The organism is Brachybacterium subflavum (assembly GCF_009299795.1).
GTDB classification, from domain to species: domain Bacteria; phylum Actinomycetota; class Actinomycetes; order Actinomycetales; family Dermabacteraceae; genus Brachybacterium; species Brachybacterium subflavum.
On record NZ_VIGP01000003.1, the window covers coordinates 73,002 to 88,259 of the forward strand.

Consider the following 15,258-nt stretch of genomic DNA (forward strand, 5'->3'; position numbering starts at 1 on the left):
AGAGCATGCATCTGGAGCATCTGATCCCGCTGTGGGCGACGATCCTCGTCTTCGTCCCGCTGCTCGCGCTCGCCGTCGTGATGATGGTGCGCCGGCCGCGCCAGCGCTGGGCATGGCTGCGGCGCGCGCTGATGGTCGCGCTGCTCGCTGTGGTCGCCCTGCGCCCCGCGACGTACACGGAGGCCGAGCAGACCCAGCGCATGAATGCGAACGTGTTCTTCGTCGTGGACCGCACCGGCTCCATGAACGCCGAGGACTATGCGGAGGGCCAGCCCCGCCTCGACGGCGTCAAGCACGACATGGAGCAGATCATGTCCGAGACCCAGGGGTCCCGGTACTCGATCATCTCCTTCGACTCGACGGCCGCCTCCCAGCTGCCGCTGACCACCGATGCGGGCGCCGCGAAGGCCTGGATCAACACCCTCGCCACCGAGTCGACCGCCCAGTCCAAGGGGTCGAACGTGGACCGTCCGCTCGCGACCCTCACGAAGGCCCTCTCCGACGCGCACACCGACGACCCCGACTCGTACTCCCTCGTCTACTTCCTCAGCGACGGCGAGAACACGGACGATCGAGACGCGGAGCCCTTCGACCAGCTGAAGCCGCTGATCGACGGCGGCGGGGTGCTCGGCTACGGCACCAGCGAGGGCGGGCCGATGAAGGCCTCGGGCGCCGGCACCCACGGCGAGTACATCACCGACTCCTCGGGCGCGAAGGGCATCTCCCGCATCGACGAGGACCAGCTGAAGACCATCGCGCAGCAGATGGGCGTCCCGTACCTCCACCGCACCGATCCCGAGGCGCCGATCGAGGGCACGATGGAGGGCATCACCCTGAAGCCCGTCCCGATCGAGTCCCGTCGTGACGTGGCGAGCTTCCGCGACTGGTACTGGGTGGCGGCGATCCCGCTGGCCGCCCTGTTCATCTGGGAGCTGGGGGAGATGACGTATCGTCTGCCGCGTCGGCGCGATCGCGGCGAGCTGCTCTCCGCGACCGGTGCGGGATCCGCCGGTCCGGGCGGCTCCGCGGACGAAGGAGGCAGGTCATGAGCTCGACCCTCACCCCTCCTCCGCCCGCGCCGCCCGGCGCCTCCGGTCCGTCGGGCCCCTCCGACCCCTCCGGACCCTCGGCCGCGAGCCCGTCCCCGCAGGACGGAGCGGCCGACGACGCCGCGCGGCCGCTCGCCGCGGACGAGCCCCGTCGGCCCCGGGATTTCGGGCTCGACGTGAGGCTGCTGCGCAGGATCCGGCTCGTCGCCTTCGCGATCCTCGCGATCCCGCTGCTGATCCTCGCGCTGCTCGCCGTCCGCTTCGTCTCCATGCCGCTGACCCAGGCCTGGCACGGTGGCGCCTACGGCGACGGGAAGTACGCCCAGGCGAGCGAACGGCTGTGGCCCGTGCAGAAGGCCAACTGGTTCGAGCCCTATCTCCCGCACCTCACCCGGGGCACCGACCTGCTCCAGCAGGACCAGAACGCCGAGGCCGAGACGGAGCTGCGCCTGGCTCTGAAGGACTGGCAGGAGGGCAAGGACCTCAACCAGCCGCCGCACGCCCAGTGCAAGATCCTCAACAACCTCGCGATCTCCATCGAGCGCCAGGCGAACGAGATCGACGACGCCGGTGACCGCGCCGACCGCCTGTACGAGGCCGAGCAGCTGCTCGCCCCCTGCGCCGGCGGCGGGGGAGGCGGCGACGGCGAGGGCCAGGGCGGCGGAGGCCAGGGCGAGGACCAGCAGGGCGAGGGCTCGGGCAACGAGGACGAGGGCACCACCGGCGACAACGGCAAGCGCATCGAGGACGAGCGCCGCTCGTCCGACGAGGAGGCCGGCAACGACCCGGACGCCCGCGACGAGGGCCAGGACGGCGACGACCAGGGCCAGGGCGAGGACCAGGGCGACCAGGACGGGAACGGCAGTGCGCCCAAGGACCCGGGCGATCCCAAGAAGGAGGACCCGAAGGGCGACGGGCCCGACGAGGAGGCGCCCACCCAGGGCAACGCGGAGGACCAGAAGAAGGCCGAGGACCTCGAGAAGCGCAACGGCGACGCGAACTCGGGCGACGGCGAGGACTCGGACGACGGAGCGAGCAGTGACCCCAGCCAGCCCTGGTGAGGACACCGCCTCGGCGCCCCACCCCGCTCAGCGCCGCGTCTACATCGACCACGCGGCGACGGCGCCCCTGCGGACCGAGGCCCGCGACGCCTTCCTCGACGCCTCGGCCCTGCCGGGGAACCCGACGTCGCGCCACGGCTCCGGCCGCCGCGCCCGCGGCGTCCTCGACGACGCCCTCGACTCCCTCGCGGCCTCGCTCGACGTCCCGGTCTCCTGGCTGACCCTGACCTCCGGCGGCACCGAGGCCGACAACCTCGCCGTGCGCGGCGCGGCGCTCGCCGCCCAGGCGGCCGACCCCGCCCGCCGGGCCGTGGCCGTCTGCGCGACCGACCACCCGGCCGTGCTCGAGACCGCACGCTCCCTTGCCCCGGGCATCGAGGCCCGCGAGATCCCCGTGGACCGTGACGGCCTGCTCGACCTCGACGCCCTGCGCGAGGCGCTCGCCCCGGGCGACGTCAGCGTGGTCAGCGTCGCGCTCGTGAACAACGAGACCGGCGTGATCCAGGACCTCGCGGCGATCACCGAGATCGCCCACGCCGCCGGCGCCCTCGTCCACACCGACGCCGTGCAGGCCACGAGCCATGTCGAGCTGCCCGTGCGCACCGTCGACATGCTGAGCCTGACCGGCCACAAGATCGGCGCCCCCGTGGGTGTGGGCCTGCTCGTGGTCCGGCCCGACATCCCCTTCGTCGCGGGCCTCACCGGCGGCGGGCAGCAGCGCGGCGTGCGCCCGGGCACCCTCGACGCCCCGCACACGGCATCGCTCGCCGCCGCCCTCGAGGCCACCCTCGCGGACCGGGAGGCGGAGTCGGCGCGCCTGGGGGAGATGGCGCAGCGCCTGCGCGCGGGCATCCGGGAGACCGCCCCGGACGCCGTGCTCACCGCCGCGGACGCTCCGCGCAGCCCGCACGTGGTGCACGTGCTGCTGCCCGGCTGCGACCAGGATGCCCTGCTCCTCATGCTCGACCAGCAGGGGATCGACGCCTCGGCGGGCTCCGCGTGCTCGGCGGGCGTCACCCAGGCCAGCCACGTGCTCACCGCGATGGGCGTCGAGCCCGAGCTCGCCCGCGGCGCCCTGCGGCTGTCGCTGGGCTGGTCGAGCCGCGAGGACGACGTGGACCGCGTGCTCGCCGCCCTGCCCGAGGCCATCGAGCGGGCGCGGGCCGTCGGCGCGCTCGTGCGGTGAGCGGGTCGAGACGAGGAAGCCGGTGAGCAAGCGCTCGTCGCGCGGGCCCCTGCCCGCCTCCGGCGCTTCGTAGACTGAAGGGGCCGCGCGTCCCGCATCCGCGCGGCACCCGAGCAGGAGGCGAGGTCCCCATGAAGGTGCTGGCAGCGATGAGCGGCGGCGTCGATTCCGCCGTCGCGGCCGCGCGTGCACACGAGGCCGGCCACGACGTGGTCGGCGTGCACATGGCGCTGTCGAAGAACCGGGCCGAGACCCGGACCGGATCGCGCGGATGCTGCACCGTCGAGGACGCGGCCGATGCCCGCCGCGCCGCCGAGCGCATCGGCATCCCCTTCTACGTCTGGGACCTCTCCGACGACTTCCACGACCTCGTCGTCTCGGACTTCCTGGCCGAGTACGCGGCCGGACGCACCCCGAACCCGTGCGTGCGCTGCAACGAGCACATCAAGTTCGCGACCCTCATGGAGCGCGCCCGCGCGCTGGGCTTCGACGCCGTGTGCACCGGCCACTACGCGGACGTGCGCGCGGACGGCCCGGGCGGCGCCCCGTCGCTGCACCGCGCCCGCAACCTCCCCAAGGACCAGTCCTACGTGCTCGCGGTGATGGGCCCCGAGGCCGTCTCCCGCGCCGTGTTCCCGCTCGGCGTCTTCGAGGACAAGGAGGCCGTGCGCACCGAGGCCCGCGCGCGCCGCCTGGGCGTCTCCACGAAGCCCGACAGCTACGACATCTGCTTCATCGCGGACGGCGACACCCGCGGCTTCCTCGAGCGCAGCCTCGGCGAGGCCCCGGGAGAGGTCGTCGACGCCGACGGCACCGTGCTGGGCACCCACCGCGGCACCTTCGGCTTCACCGTGGGCCAGCGCAAGGGCCTGGGCCTGGACCGTCCGGCGCCCGACGGCGCGCCCCGCTACGTCCTCGACGTCAAGCCCGAGACCCGGCAGGTCGTCGTCGGCGCCGCCGAGCTGCTCTCGACCACCCTGCTCGAGGCCTCCGCGCCGATCCCCTTCGAGCCGCTCGCGCCCGGACGCGAGGTGAGCGCCCAGATCCGCGCCCACGGCGAGGCGCTGCCCGGCATCATCGAGCAGGCCGACGACGTGCTGCGGGTGCGGCTCAGCTCCCCGGTGCGCGGCGTCGCCCCCGGCCAGACCCTCGTGCTCTACGACGGGGACCGCGTGATCGCCTCGGCGACCCTCGAGCGCCGCGCCGCATGACGGATCACCGGAGAGAAGGCACCGATCCGCTCGTGACGATCACGGGCGACGGCACGTGGCAGGTGCCGTCCGCAGGGAGCGGTGACCAGGGCGCCCGGCTCTCGCTCGGCCCCGGCGCCTCCGGAGGCGCCTCCGACCTCGCGGACGCCGACGCGGACCGTCTGCTCGCCCTCACCCGCCTGCGTGGCCTGCTCGGCGACGACCTCGAGGACCAGATCGCCACGCGCCTGTTCCTGCCCGCGGCGCTGGGCACCGAGGGCGCCGATCAGCTGCTCCCGCAGTCGCTCACCCTGCTCGCCGGCACCACCGGCGACCTCGCGAGCTTCGGCTGGCGGATCGGGCCCGGCAGCTCGCGCACCTGGCGCCGCGCCCAGGAGCTGCGCGAGCGACTCCTCGAGGCCGCCCGCATCGCCCTGCACGGCTACGAGGGCGACCTCGTCGTCACCACGCTCGGCCCGCTCACCCTCGCGGCCGCGACGTTCCTGGCCTCGGGCGAGCGCACCCTCGCCGACCGCGGCGCCCTGCGCGACCTCCCGCACCTGCTCGCCGAGGGCATCGCCGAGCACCTCGACGCGGTGCGCAGTCATGTGCCCGGTGCACGACCCCGTCTGCTGATCCGCGACGGCGCCGCCCTCGCCCTGGCCCGCGGCGCGATCCCCACGCCCTCGGAGTACCGGCGCTACCCGGCGCTGCCCGTCCCGGATATCGGGGAGATCTGGCGCAGCCTCCTCGAGGACCTGCCCACGCACGCCGGCCTCACCGCGCAGGACATCACCCTCGCGCCGAGCAGCGACACGGCGCTGCTGCGCGCCGCCCGCACCGCCGGCGCCTCGCGCCTCGCCCTCTCCCCGGCGGGCTTCGCCGCCTGGGAGCTGCTCGCCGAGCTGCGCGAGGCCGGAACCGGCATCGAGCTCGTCATGGACCCCGCCGGCCCGCAGCACCTCGAGGCGCAGCTCGAGTCGGTCGCCCGCAGCTGGCGCGAGCTCGGCTACGGCCCGCGCGACCTCGCCGGCTTCACATGGCTCGCCCATCGGCCGGATCGGACCGTCGGCCCGGCCCTGCCCGGAGGCGGCGCCGACCCGTCGGCCGAGCCCTCCCGCGAGTCCCTGCTGGACGAGGCCGACGTGCAGACCCTGCTGCGTGCGGCACCCGCCTGGGCCGAGCGCATCGCGCGCTGAGCAGGACGGGAACCGAGCGCATCACAGGCTGAGGCGACCGGGAACCGAGCCCCCGGGAAGCGAGCGCGTCCCGGTCAGAGGTGGAGCTTCTTGGCGAGCTCGTCGCGGACGTCCGCCGTGCGCTCGAGCTGCAGCAGCGCGAGCGAGAGCAGCGCGAGCACCACGCAGATCGCCGAGGGCACGGGCGTGGTCACCCAGCCCAGCAGCAGGAACAGGATGGGCACGATCCCCAGCAGCACCGTGAGCGCGCTGTAGAGGGCGTGCTCGCCGACCTCGAGGCGCATGACGTGCTCGAGGATCACCAGCGCGATGATCGCGCAGCCGCACATGATCGGCACCGCGAAGGTCAGCGACCAGCGATGCCAGCCGGTCAGATAGTCCCAGTACGTGCACACGAGCGACGCGATGATCAGCAGCGCCAGCGTGGATCGGGCGAGATCGCGCCGGCCGCGCACGGCCATCAGCGCCACCAGCCACATGGTGCACATGCCCAGCCACACCGAGCGGACCGCCCCGAACTCGGCCGGTCGATGGCCCAGCCACAGCTGGACGCCGAACGAGAGCGCGACGAGCACGAGCGAGATCACCGCGAGGATCCGGAGCAGACGCCGACGCGAGAAGCGCAGCGGTACGCTGGGCAGCGGATCGGGAGACGGATGGCCCACCAGATGCGATCCGCACAGCGGGCAGCGCGACCAGTTCCCCTCGATCCGCACCGCGCACTCGGTGCACCGCCTCATGGCGCGACCTCCTCGAGCTCGTCCTCGGTCACACGCGCGGCGGTCACGGACACGTTGATCCCGCGGGCGCTGAGCGAACGCGCGAAGGCGCGCACGTGACCGGTCTGCGTGAACGGCGAGGTGAAGGTGACGGTCATCTGGTCGCCGTGGGAGATCGCGCAGAACTGCGGGCGCGCGGCCGAGACCTGGAAGAGCACCCGGCGCACGTGCGAGGCGGCCGGCTCCGGCAGGCGCAGGCGTCCCAGGTTCGAGACCGCGAGGCTCAGCTTCCGGTTCGAGGCGGCGTTCAGCCAGCCCAGGATGAGGTCCTTGAGCGGACGCGGCACGATCCGCAGCAGCGGGGAGCGCTCGACGCGGATGAACCGTGCGACCTTCGGCGCGAGGGCAGCGGCCGATGCCTGCGGGCGGAACTCCGCCTCGAGCGCGCGGGCGATCGCCTCGGGGGCCTCGGCGCCGTCTGGGGAGAAGGAGTGCTCGACGCGGATGGTCGCGAAGAAGTTGCGGGCGCTCGTGGAGGGGAAGAACTGTCGCAGATTCACCGGCACCGAAGCGCTCATCGTGCGGGCCCCGCCCAGGCCTCCCGAGGACTCGCGCACCGCATCCATGAACAGCGCGGTGAGGTACATGGTCGGGCTCGCCCCGGAGGCCTTCGAGGCCGCCAGCAGCTGGGACGCCGGCATCGTGAGTTCGACGGCGCGGGTCCGGCCGTCCGGCGTGCGGGTGCCGCGGACGCGGTGGATGCGGGCACGGCGCGACGGCCGGTCAGGGATGGCATCGGACGGTGTGCGGGGGGCGCCCGCCGCGTCACCGTCGGCGGAGGCCTCGGCGCGCACGGCCTTCTCGGCGAGGGTGAGGGCGGCCGGCGAGGCGGCCTCGGCGAACGCCTCCTCGAAGGGGGTGGGCCGGCGGCGTCGGAAGTAGTGGGCGAAGCTGTCGGCCTCCAGCGCGTGGGAGGGCGGCGCGGCGCCCGCAGCGGCCGCATCCCGCGTGTCCGGCGAGGCCGCGTCGTCCGCAGCGCCCGGCGCGTTCGGCTCGCCCTGTTCCCCCGGCCGGCCCGACTCGTCCGTCGCACCCGCGGGGTGCCGCCGCCGTGCGTACTCGACGAGCAGGTCGGAGAGGAACCACATGGCCCCGGTCCCGTCCGAGAGCGCGTGGAAGACCTCCAGGGAGACCCGTCGGCGATGGTGGATCACCCGGAACAGCAGGGTGCGACGGCCGTCCTGGTAGATCGCCGCGCAGGTGGGACGGCGCTCGGGCTCGACGACGGGGCGCAGGTCGCTGTCCTGCAGGTAGTACCAGAACACTCCCCGGCGCAGCACCGCGCGGTAGAGGGGGTAGCGCTCGAACACCGCGTCGAGCGCCTCCTGGAGCAGCTCCGGATCCACCTCGGCATCCATCTCGGCGCTCAGACGGAACACCTTGGTGTCCGACTCGGTGCGCGCGGCGAGGAAGATGTTCGAGGCGTTGTCCAGCCGCACCCAGGTCCTGCGGGTCATGCGGGCGTGGTCCGCTCGAGGAACGCGTCGATCAGCTGGTACGCCTCGCGCAGGGGGCGCGCGAAGCGCGGCAGGGTGATGAAGCCGTGCAGGGCGCCGTCGACCCGGTGCACCTCGACGTCGTTCCCGGCCTCCGCGAGCGCGGCCCCGTAGGCCTCGCCCTCGTCGCACAGCAGGTCGAGCTCGGCCGTGATCACGAGGGACTCCGGCTGGTCGCGCAGATCTTTCGCCATCAGCGGCGCGACCAACGGGTCCTTCCTGCGCTCGCGGTCGGGGACGTAGAGCTCCATGTAGTCCTGGACCTCGGTGTCGGTGAGGCGGTAGTCGCTGCCATGGCGGCTCACCGAGGCGAAGGGCGAGGTCTCCGGATCGTGGTCCCAGTGCGTCACCGGGTACAGCAGGATCTGGCGCACGGGGGCCGGACCGCCCTCGTCCCGCAGCATCAGCGAGAGCACGGCGGCGAGGTTCCCGCCCGCCGAATCTCCCACCAGCACGATGCGCCGCGGGTCGCTGACGCCCGCGCGCTGCGGATCCTCGAGCAGCAGCCGTGCGACGCGCGCACAGTCCTCGAGCCCCGCCGGGAAGGGATGCTCCGGGGCGAGGCGGTAGTCGACCGAGGCGACGACGCAGCCGGTGAGATCGGCCATCGTCGCGCACGCCGGGGTGTAGCTCTCGATGTCGCCCGTGACCCAGCCGCCGCCGTGGAAGAACAGCAGCACGTCCTCGCGCCGCCTCTCCCTGGGGGAGAACACGCGCACGGGGATCTGGTGCTCGCCGTCGGCGGACATGATCTGCCGGTCCAAGGACCGGAAGCGGGGGATCGGCCGCGCGGCCAGCTGGCGCTGCAGCCGCCGCACCTTCGCATAGTCCTGGCGCATGTCGATCCGGGGTGCGGCGAACAGGCGCAGCACCGCCCGCAGCAGCGGGTTCATGCGCGCTGCCCCGAGGTGACGATGACGTGCTCCATGGTGCCAGCGTATGCGGGATGCCCGGGCGGTCCGCACCATGCCGCGCGGGACGCGGGAGGCGGGAGGCGGAAGGAGGATCAGGCCGCCAGGAGCGCTCCGCCCAGGCCGACGGCCGCGACCACGAGCGTGATCAGCGCGGCCTGCACCACCGGGCGCCCGCCGACCTGCTTCAGCAGACGCACGCGCACCCCGGTGCCGAGCGCGAACATGGCGGCAGCCAGGCACAGCGCCTGCACGGGCTTCGAGACGTCGACGACCGCCTCGGGCAGCAGGCCGGTCGAACGGATGCAGACGGCGACGATGAACGCGAGCACGAAGAAGGGCACCAGCGGCGGACGCTTCGCGGACGCGGCGGCATCGGTCGTCTCCTCTCCCTGCGCGCGCCGACGCTCCACGGCGGTGAGGATCGCGATCACGGGCGCCAGCATCAGCACGCGGCCGAGCTTCACGAGCACGGCGATGCCGAGGGCGCCGCCTCCGATGATGCTGCCTGCAGCGACGACCTGCGCGACCTCGTGGATCGATGCCCCGGCCCAGGTCCCGGACGCCTCCGTGCCCAGGCCCAGCGCCCGCGCGGCGAGCGGCAGCAGCGGGATCATCAGCGTCCCGAACACGACCACGAGGGCGACGGCGGTCGCGATCTGGGTCTCCAGGCGCTCGGTCGCCTCCTCGGCGCTCTCGCCCTCGCGGCGACGCGGAGTGATCGCACCGCCCGCCGCCGCGACGGCGGCGGCGCCGCAGATGGAGAAGCCGCAGGCGATCAGCACTGCCTGCGTGGCCGGCAGGTGCAGGGCCCGGCCGATCAGCAGACCGCTCACCATGCCGATGCCCACGATCGCCACGATCACCACGATGGTCAGCGGCCCCAGCGCGATCACGTCGCCGATCGCGAGCTGCAGGCCGAGCAGCACGATCCCGATGCGCAGCACCGGTTTCGCGGCGAGGTCCAGCCCGGGCTTCAGCACCGGCGGCAGCAGGCCCAGGTTCGCGGCGAGAGCGCCGACGATGATCGCTGCGAGCGCAGGGGAGGCGACCGGCACGAGCTGCCCCAGGCCGTAGGCGAGGCCTGCGACGGCGAAGGACAGCAGCAGTCCGGGCAGGACGCGCAGGATCGGAGAGGACGGGCCAGGAGCCGGCGCCGTGCTCGGGGACGCGGCGGGATGGGTGACGAGCTGGGTGTCGGGCATGGGGTCCACCCTCCCGGCCGCGCGCCGAGCCCGGTAGTGGCCGATCTGATCGGGCGCATATCATCACCGATATGCCTCTGCATGATGCGTCCCGTCCCGACATGGCCTCCCTCGAGCTGCTGGTCGCCGTCATCGACCTGGGCAGCGTCTCCGCGGCCGCCTCCGCGCTCGGGCTCGCCCAGCCCAACGCCTCACGGCAGCTCTCCCGCCTCGAGCGTCGGCTCGGTGCGCGTCTGGTGGACCGGGGTGCGCGCGGGTCGGAGCCGACCGCGGCAGGTCGGGTCGCGGTCGAGCACGCGCGCCGGGTGCTCGATGCGGCCGACGGGCTCGTCGAGCAGGTCCGCTCGGCCGCGGGCGCCGGGCGGATCCGGATCCTCGCCTCGCAGACGATCGCCGAGCACCTAATGCCGACCTTCCTCGCGGCGCTCGCCGCGGATCAGCCGGGCGTGCCCGTCTCCTTCGAGGTCGAGAACACGGCCGGGGTGATCGCCGCCCTGCGCCGCGGGCGCGGGGACCTCGGATTCGTCGAGGGCCTCGAGGTGCCGCAGGAGCTCACGACGCTCGAGGTCGCGCGGGATCGGCTGGTCGCCGTGGTCGCCCCGCGGCATCCGTGGGCACGGGATGCGGAGGTCCTGGATCGGGGGATCGATGCGGACCTGCTCGCGCGCACTCCGCTCGTGGTGCGCGAGGAGGGCTCGGGGACGCGTGACGTGCTCACGCGCGCGCTCGCACCGCGGGATGTCGTGGAGCCGGCCCTCGAGCTGCACTCGAACGCCGCAGTGCGCACGGCCGTCGCCGGTGGTGCGGGGTGCGCGCTGCTGAGCCGGCTGGTGGTCGAGGGGGATCTGCGCGAGGGGCGGCTCGTGGAGGTCCCAGTAAGGGGCGTTCAGCTGGAGCGTTCGCTGCGGGCCGTGTGGTCGGGCGTGCGACCGGCCCGTCTCGAAGGGGCGCTGGACGCGCTCATCAGCGCGGGTGCGGAGCGCTCCGGCTAGCCGAGCCGGGATCGCTGGGCGCACGAGACCCCGGGCACGACTCGTACCCGGCGCGCATGCCCCCGTCGACGGATCGGCGGGTGCAGCGCGACCGGGTGCGGTCGGCCAGTCGGGGGATCGTTGCTGTACGTGGTCGGAGGGGGAGATGGCCCCTGGGGAACCGTCGCGCCGGACACGGTGTCGTGTCAGAACGGTGGCGGCGGAGCGGGATCAGTGCCGGCCGTGGGCGGCGAGCTCGATGGGGGAGAACCCGATGGCGGCGGTGGATCGGTGAGCGGCGGGAGCCCGTCGCGAGCCCGCCGGTGCTTGGAGCGGATTGTGCACAGGTGGTCCCAGGCCTCTTCGAGGTCGGCGACGGTCTCCGCGGTGGCAAGGTCCGAGTCGTCCTCGAGGAAGACGCGGATCCGATCGGACAGGTCCCAGAGAGTGCCTCGTCGTCCGCTGGGGGAGTCCTCGGGCGCGACCCGCACGGGATCGATGAGGCCCTCGGTCTTCATCGCGTGGTGCTGCCAGCAGAGCATGTGCAGGTTGTCCACGGAGGTGGCGCCGCCGGAGGCGGGGTCGTCGTGGTCGTACTCGACGATGTGATCGGCCTCGGTGGCGGTGGTCGCGGGGCGCGTGCAGCCGGGGACCGCGCAGGTCGCCATGCGGTCGCACAGGTGCTCCAGCATCGAGCGGGTGGGGCGGTAGCGGTCCACGGGCAGCGGAAGGAACTCACCGCTGGCCGGATCGGTGAGGATGCGCTCCCACTCGGGCTGGCCGGAGGCGATGTCGCGGGCCATGTCGGCCGGGATCGGGATGCGGCCGTCCAGCATGCCGGGGGCGTCGTCGTGGCCGAGCAGCGTCATCATCGGCACGGTCACGCCGAGCCGGAAGCGTTCGGCCGGTACGTGGACGCCCTGCGTATCGGGGGTGGTGCAGGTGGTGAGCAGGTAGCGGATGTGGGAGAGCGAGAGCGGCATCCCGGTGGCGAGGACCTCGCCCTCGGGATCCCAGGGGATCGGGGACCCGTCCTCGAGGGCGCGGCGCTGGGCCTTCTGGACCGCGCGTGCGCTCGCGTCGAGCCGGCGAGCGAAGGAGACGATCTCGTGCGCGGGCCCCTGGACCTCGATGCGGGCGATCCCCGGAGTGTCGTCCGGAAGGAGTTCGACGCGCCGACGGTTCTCGGGAGTGAGGTGCGGCGGCATCTCCCGGCGGGAGAGGAGGCGCGCGATCACCGAGCTCAGGCTCCGGGTGAACTGCTCCGGTGAGATGCCCACGTCCCAGAAGCGGACGGTGAGGTCGACGACCGCCATCTCGTCATCGGTGAGGCCGCTGGTCCGGGTCAGCAGCTCGGTGAACCAATCCGCCGGGAACGATCCGGTCTCGAGCAGGCTGAGCACATGGGGGAGGAGGTCGACGGCGCGGTGCGCATCGCGGATGCGGCGCTTGGCGGTGTCGATCGTGCACCGCAGGGCGGTCGCGACCGCGAGGTCCGCCAGGCGGATCCTGCTGCGGTCCGCGTCGGGAAGATGGCGCCCCTCCCACTTCGGTGCGAGCAGGAGCAGGGAACGGGCCAGCTCGCGCGCCTCGTGGACGCCCTGGTCCCACATGGTGCGCACGAGCTCGTCGACCTCGAGGGTGGGGCTGACCTGGACGTGGCGAGGGGCGCTCTCCCGGTTCACCGGGGTCTTGGTCCGTGCCGAGAGGAGTGGCTCGAGCACGGCGACGTCGCCCTGGGACTCGGGGCCGAAGAAGCCGCTGCCGCCCAGAATCCCCTGGTGAGTGCCAGGATCTGTCACCGTCATCATGCTCACCTCCTCGTGGTCATGGGTGCTGCGGCCGCCCCGCCTCGGGCACCGCGCTCGAACAATCGTTCGATGACTCGAGTCTAGTCGCGCACCGCCTCGAAAACCAGTACGAATCGGACCCTGTGGAGAACTCTTCGGCGACGTGGCGGTGGCGGGGCGAGGTGCCACAGGCGGCGTCCGGCTAGGCTTCGGGGCCGTGCGCACAGCCTTTCTCGCCGTCCTCTTCGCAGTCGCCGCCCTGGCGTTCGGGCTCGGGGCCGTCATCGCCTTCGCGACGTACGGCGAGAACGGCAGGGCCGATCCCGTCGAGGTCCATGCCACGGTGACAGCGTCGCACGGCGGCGGCAGGGTTGCGCCAGCCGCCGAGTTCCGCACGGACGAGGGAGTTGAGGGCAGCATCGTCGGCTCTCGGGACGTCGGCGAGCGCATCACCGTCTACCGGTACGGGTCCGGGGAGTACGGGTGGAAGCCCCGACCCGACGCGGAGCCACTCTGGTTCGCGGGCGGCGCGGCCGTGCTGTCCCTGTCCATGGTCGTCATCGGCGTCGACCAGGTACGCAGGAGCATGCGGAGGTCGAGGCAGCACCGGAGCCGCTGACGTCGTCGGCTCCCACGGCTGCCCCTCCGCCGTCGGCCCCTGCCGTCGGCCCCGATGTCCCCCCACCGCCGAGCGGGCCACGAGCGTCGGCCCCCGCATCCGCTACGCTCCGATCCGTGCGCACCGCCTTCCTCATCGTCACCTTCACGGTGTGCGTGGCGATGTTCAGCCTGATCGGCCTCATGGCCCTGTCCGAGCAGGCCGAGGACGACGCCGCCCCCGTCGTCGAGGTCCACGGAACCGTCACGCGCACGACCTCGCGCCCTGCCCCCGGACGCGGCGGCGGTGCGATCCCCATCGCGCTCTTCCGCACGGAGGACGGCGAGAGCGGTACCGTCGAGGGGAAGACCACGACCGTCGGGGATCGGATCACCGTCTACCGCTACGGCTCCGGCAACTACGAGTGGCGGCCGACGCAGTCGTGGTTCGTCCGCTGGATCTCCGTTCCGATGTTCGCGCTGGCAGCGGTGACGGCGGTGGCGGGCGCGACCCAGGTGAGCGGGAGCATCAGGGCCTCCCGGGCGCGCCGGCAGCGCCGCAGCGCGCCGCATCTCGTGTCCGCGGCAGCCGGGGACGACAGCGCGAGACCCCGGCGGCGCGACTCCCGTCGCGGCCGGCATCGCATGCTCCGCTAGGCTTCGAGATCGTGCGCACCGCCCTGTCGATCCTCGCCGTGAGCATCGGCGGGGTGTTCCTCGTGCTCGTCGCCGTGCTCGCGATGCAGCAGCAGTCCACCGACCGCGCGACGCCGACGGCCACGCTGCGCGTGGAGGTCACCGCGGTCGATCCCGGGACCGGAGGACGGTTCGGACACGACCCGCGGGTCTCGTTCCTCGATCCGGACGGCCAGGAGCAGACCATCGTGGCGAAAGGGCCGGGGAAGAGGGCCCGGGTCGGTGATGAGATCACGGTCTATCGCTCCGGATCGGGCTTCTACCGGAGCACCGAGAAGGACTCGGCCTCGGGGCGATGGCTGCCCTGGGGCGTGCTGGCGATGGCCGCGGGCGTCATCGGCGTCGCCGGGTACGGGATCAGGAATAAGTCGAGGGAGGATCGCGCCGGACGGCGCGCAGCTCCCGGAGCATGAGCACCCGTCGGCCGTGCCGCGCGAGCCCCGCCTCGCGCTCGGCCGCGACGAGGCCCCGCTGGAACGCGGTGTCGAGCGCACCGCCCGGCGCGTCGTCGTCGCTCGCCCTGAATCCGCAGCGCGCGTAGAAGGGCGCGTTCCAGGGCACCTCCGCATAGGTGCGCAGCGAGATCCGGGCATGGCCGCGCGCGGCGGCCCACGTGCACGCGGCCTCGACGAGGGAGCGGCCGATGCCTCGCCGGCCATGCGCGGGGAGCACGGCCAGCTGCTCGAGATGCGCCTCCCGCGGGTCCTCGCCCGCAGCGGGCGTCCCGACCTCGAGCACGTGCGCGAAGCCGATGACGCGCTAGGCCGATGTCCCGTCGGCCCCCGCCGTGCCGCGTCGCGTCCCGTCGGCCCGCGTCGGCCCGTCGTCGACGACCGCGACCAGGACGAACCCCGGCTCCGCCGCCCGCGAGGCGCCGCTGCGTGCGGAGTCCGGGCCGAAGGGGTCGGGCCCGAAGAGGTCGGAGAAGAGCGCATCCCCCTCCGCCTCGATCGCCTCGAGCGAGCCGAGGTCCTCGGCCGTGGCTTCGCGGATCCGCACCAGCTCGTCCATGGCCGCACGATAGGGGCCGGTGCCTCGGCCCGTCACGCCCTTTCCTGCGATGTCGATGAGTCGACGCCGAGCGGGGCCATGGGCGGAGGCCGTGCCCGTGCCCTGCACGGGTCGCAC

General features: G+C 73.4%; 16 protein-coding genes. 9 read left to right on the forward strand and 7 right to left on the reverse strand.

All coding sequences use genetic code 11. The annotated features are described in order from the left end of the window. The first annotated feature begins 5 nt into the window (after positions 1-5). The 5 genes from FHG10_RS07375 (at position 6) to FHG10_RS07395 (ending at position 5,685) form a co-directional block, all read left to right on the forward strand. On the forward strand, positions 6-1,049 hold the full coding sequence (locus FHG10_RS07375) for a vWA domain-containing protein (RefSeq protein WP_152352700.1): 1,044 nt from the start codon (positions 6-8) through the stop codon (positions 1,047-1,049). Beyond that, positions 1,046-2,110: a hypothetical protein gene (locus FHG10_RS07380; RefSeq protein ID WP_193636230.1), complete on the forward strand. Its 1,065-nt coding sequence runs from the start codon at positions 1,046-1,048 to the stop codon at positions 2,108-2,110. Before FHG10_RS07375 ends, FHG10_RS07380 begins: the two co-directional genes overlap by 4 nt. Beyond that, positions 2,088-3,296, forward strand: a complete 1,209-nt coding sequence (locus FHG10_RS07385) for a cysteine desulfurase family protein (protein WP_152352701.1) — start codon at positions 2,088-2,090, stop codon at positions 3,294-3,296. Before FHG10_RS07380 ends, FHG10_RS07385 begins: the two co-directional genes overlap by 23 nt. 131 nt (positions 3,297-3,427) lie before the next feature. Further along, positions 3,428-4,507, forward strand: coding sequence for a tRNA 2-thiouridine(34) synthase MnmA (gene mnmA / locus FHG10_RS07390; protein WP_152352702.1), 1,080 nt, complete (start codon positions 3,428-3,430; stop codon positions 4,505-4,507). A 32-nt stretch (positions 4,508-4,539) separates the two neighbouring features. After that, the gene (locus FHG10_RS07395; RefSeq protein ID WP_227488106.1) at positions 4,540-5,685 is read left to right on the forward strand and encodes a hypothetical protein; all 1,146 of its coding nucleotides are present in this window, start codon (positions 4,540-4,542) and stop codon (positions 5,683-5,685) included. A gap of 74 nt (positions 5,686-5,759) precedes the next feature. Here the strand turns inward: FHG10_RS07395 and FHG10_RS07400 are convergent, their stop codons facing one another. The 4 genes from FHG10_RS07400 to FHG10_RS07415 all read right to left on the reverse strand — a co-directional run bounded on the left by FHG10_RS07400 (position 5,760) and on the right by FHG10_RS07415 (position 10,076). Beyond that, positions 5,760-6,425 (reverse strand): DUF6320 domain-containing protein, encoded by a 666-nt coding sequence (locus tag FHG10_RS07400; RefSeq protein ID WP_152352704.1) that lies wholly within the window; start codon positions 6,423-6,425, stop codon positions 5,760-5,762. Beyond that, on the reverse strand, positions 6,422-7,921 hold the full coding sequence (locus tag FHG10_RS07405; RefSeq protein ID WP_152352705.1) for an alcohol acetyltransferase: 1,500 nt from the start codon (positions 7,919-7,921) through the stop codon (positions 6,422-6,424). The genes FHG10_RS07400 and FHG10_RS07405 overlap by 4 nt, the downstream gene beginning before the upstream one ends. After that, complete coding sequence (locus FHG10_RS07410; protein ID WP_152352706.1) at positions 7,918-8,853, reverse strand: alpha/beta hydrolase; 936 nt, start codon at positions 8,851-8,853, stop codon at positions 7,918-7,920. The genes FHG10_RS07405 and FHG10_RS07410 overlap by 4 nt, the downstream gene beginning before the upstream one ends. A gap of 113 nt (positions 8,854-8,966) precedes the next feature. Beyond that, positions 8,967-10,076 (reverse strand): YeiH family protein, encoded by a 1,110-nt coding sequence (locus tag FHG10_RS07415; protein ID WP_152352707.1) that lies wholly within the window; start codon positions 10,074-10,076, stop codon positions 8,967-8,969. A gap of 71 nt (positions 10,077-10,147) precedes the next feature. Between FHG10_RS07415 and FHG10_RS07420 the strand changes: the two genes are divergently transcribed. Beyond that, positions 10,148-11,068, forward strand: a complete 921-nt coding sequence (locus tag FHG10_RS07420) for a LysR family transcriptional regulator (protein WP_152352708.1) — start codon at positions 10,148-10,150, stop codon at positions 11,066-11,068. A gap of 185 nt (positions 11,069-11,253) precedes the next feature. Here FHG10_RS07420 and FHG10_RS07425 read toward each other — a convergent pair whose 3' ends face one another. After that, positions 11,254-12,858: an HNH endonuclease signature motif containing protein gene (locus FHG10_RS07425; protein WP_152352709.1), complete on the reverse strand. Its 1,605-nt coding sequence runs from the start codon at positions 12,856-12,858 to the stop codon at positions 11,254-11,256. Between the two features lie 196 nt (positions 12,859-13,054). Here FHG10_RS07425 and FHG10_RS07430 point away from each other — a divergent pair, with 196 nt between their 5' ends. From FHG10_RS07430 to FHG10_RS07440, 3 genes are all read left to right on the forward strand, one after another. After that, positions 13,055-13,456 carry a hypothetical protein gene (locus FHG10_RS07430; protein ID WP_152352710.1) on the forward strand — a complete coding sequence of 134 codons (402 nt, stop codon included), beginning with the start codon at positions 13,055-13,057 and terminating at the stop codon, positions 13,454-13,456. 116 nt (positions 13,457-13,572) lie between these two features. Then, on the forward strand, positions 13,573-14,091 hold the full coding sequence (locus tag FHG10_RS07435; RefSeq protein WP_152352711.1) for a hypothetical protein: 519 nt from the start codon (positions 13,573-13,575) through the stop codon (positions 14,089-14,091). 11 nt (positions 14,092-14,102) lie between these two features. Continuing rightward, positions 14,103-14,543 carry a hypothetical protein gene (locus tag FHG10_RS07440; protein WP_152352712.1) on the forward strand — a complete coding sequence of 147 codons (441 nt, stop codon included), beginning with the start codon at positions 14,103-14,105 and terminating at the stop codon, positions 14,541-14,543. Here the strand turns inward: FHG10_RS07440 and FHG10_RS18215 are convergent. Next, positions 14,488-14,883, reverse strand: coding sequence for a GNAT family N-acetyltransferase (locus FHG10_RS18215; RefSeq protein WP_152352713.1), 396 nt, complete (start codon positions 14,881-14,883; stop codon positions 14,488-14,490). The genes FHG10_RS07440 and FHG10_RS18215 overlap by 56 nt on opposite strands. Positions 14,884-14,889: 6 nt before the next feature. Beyond that, entirely contained in the window at positions 14,890-15,141 is a 252-nt protein-coding gene (locus FHG10_RS18220; RefSeq protein ID WP_152352714.1) for a GNAT family N-acetyltransferase, read from the reverse strand. Positions 15,142-15,258: the final 117 nt, after the last annotated feature.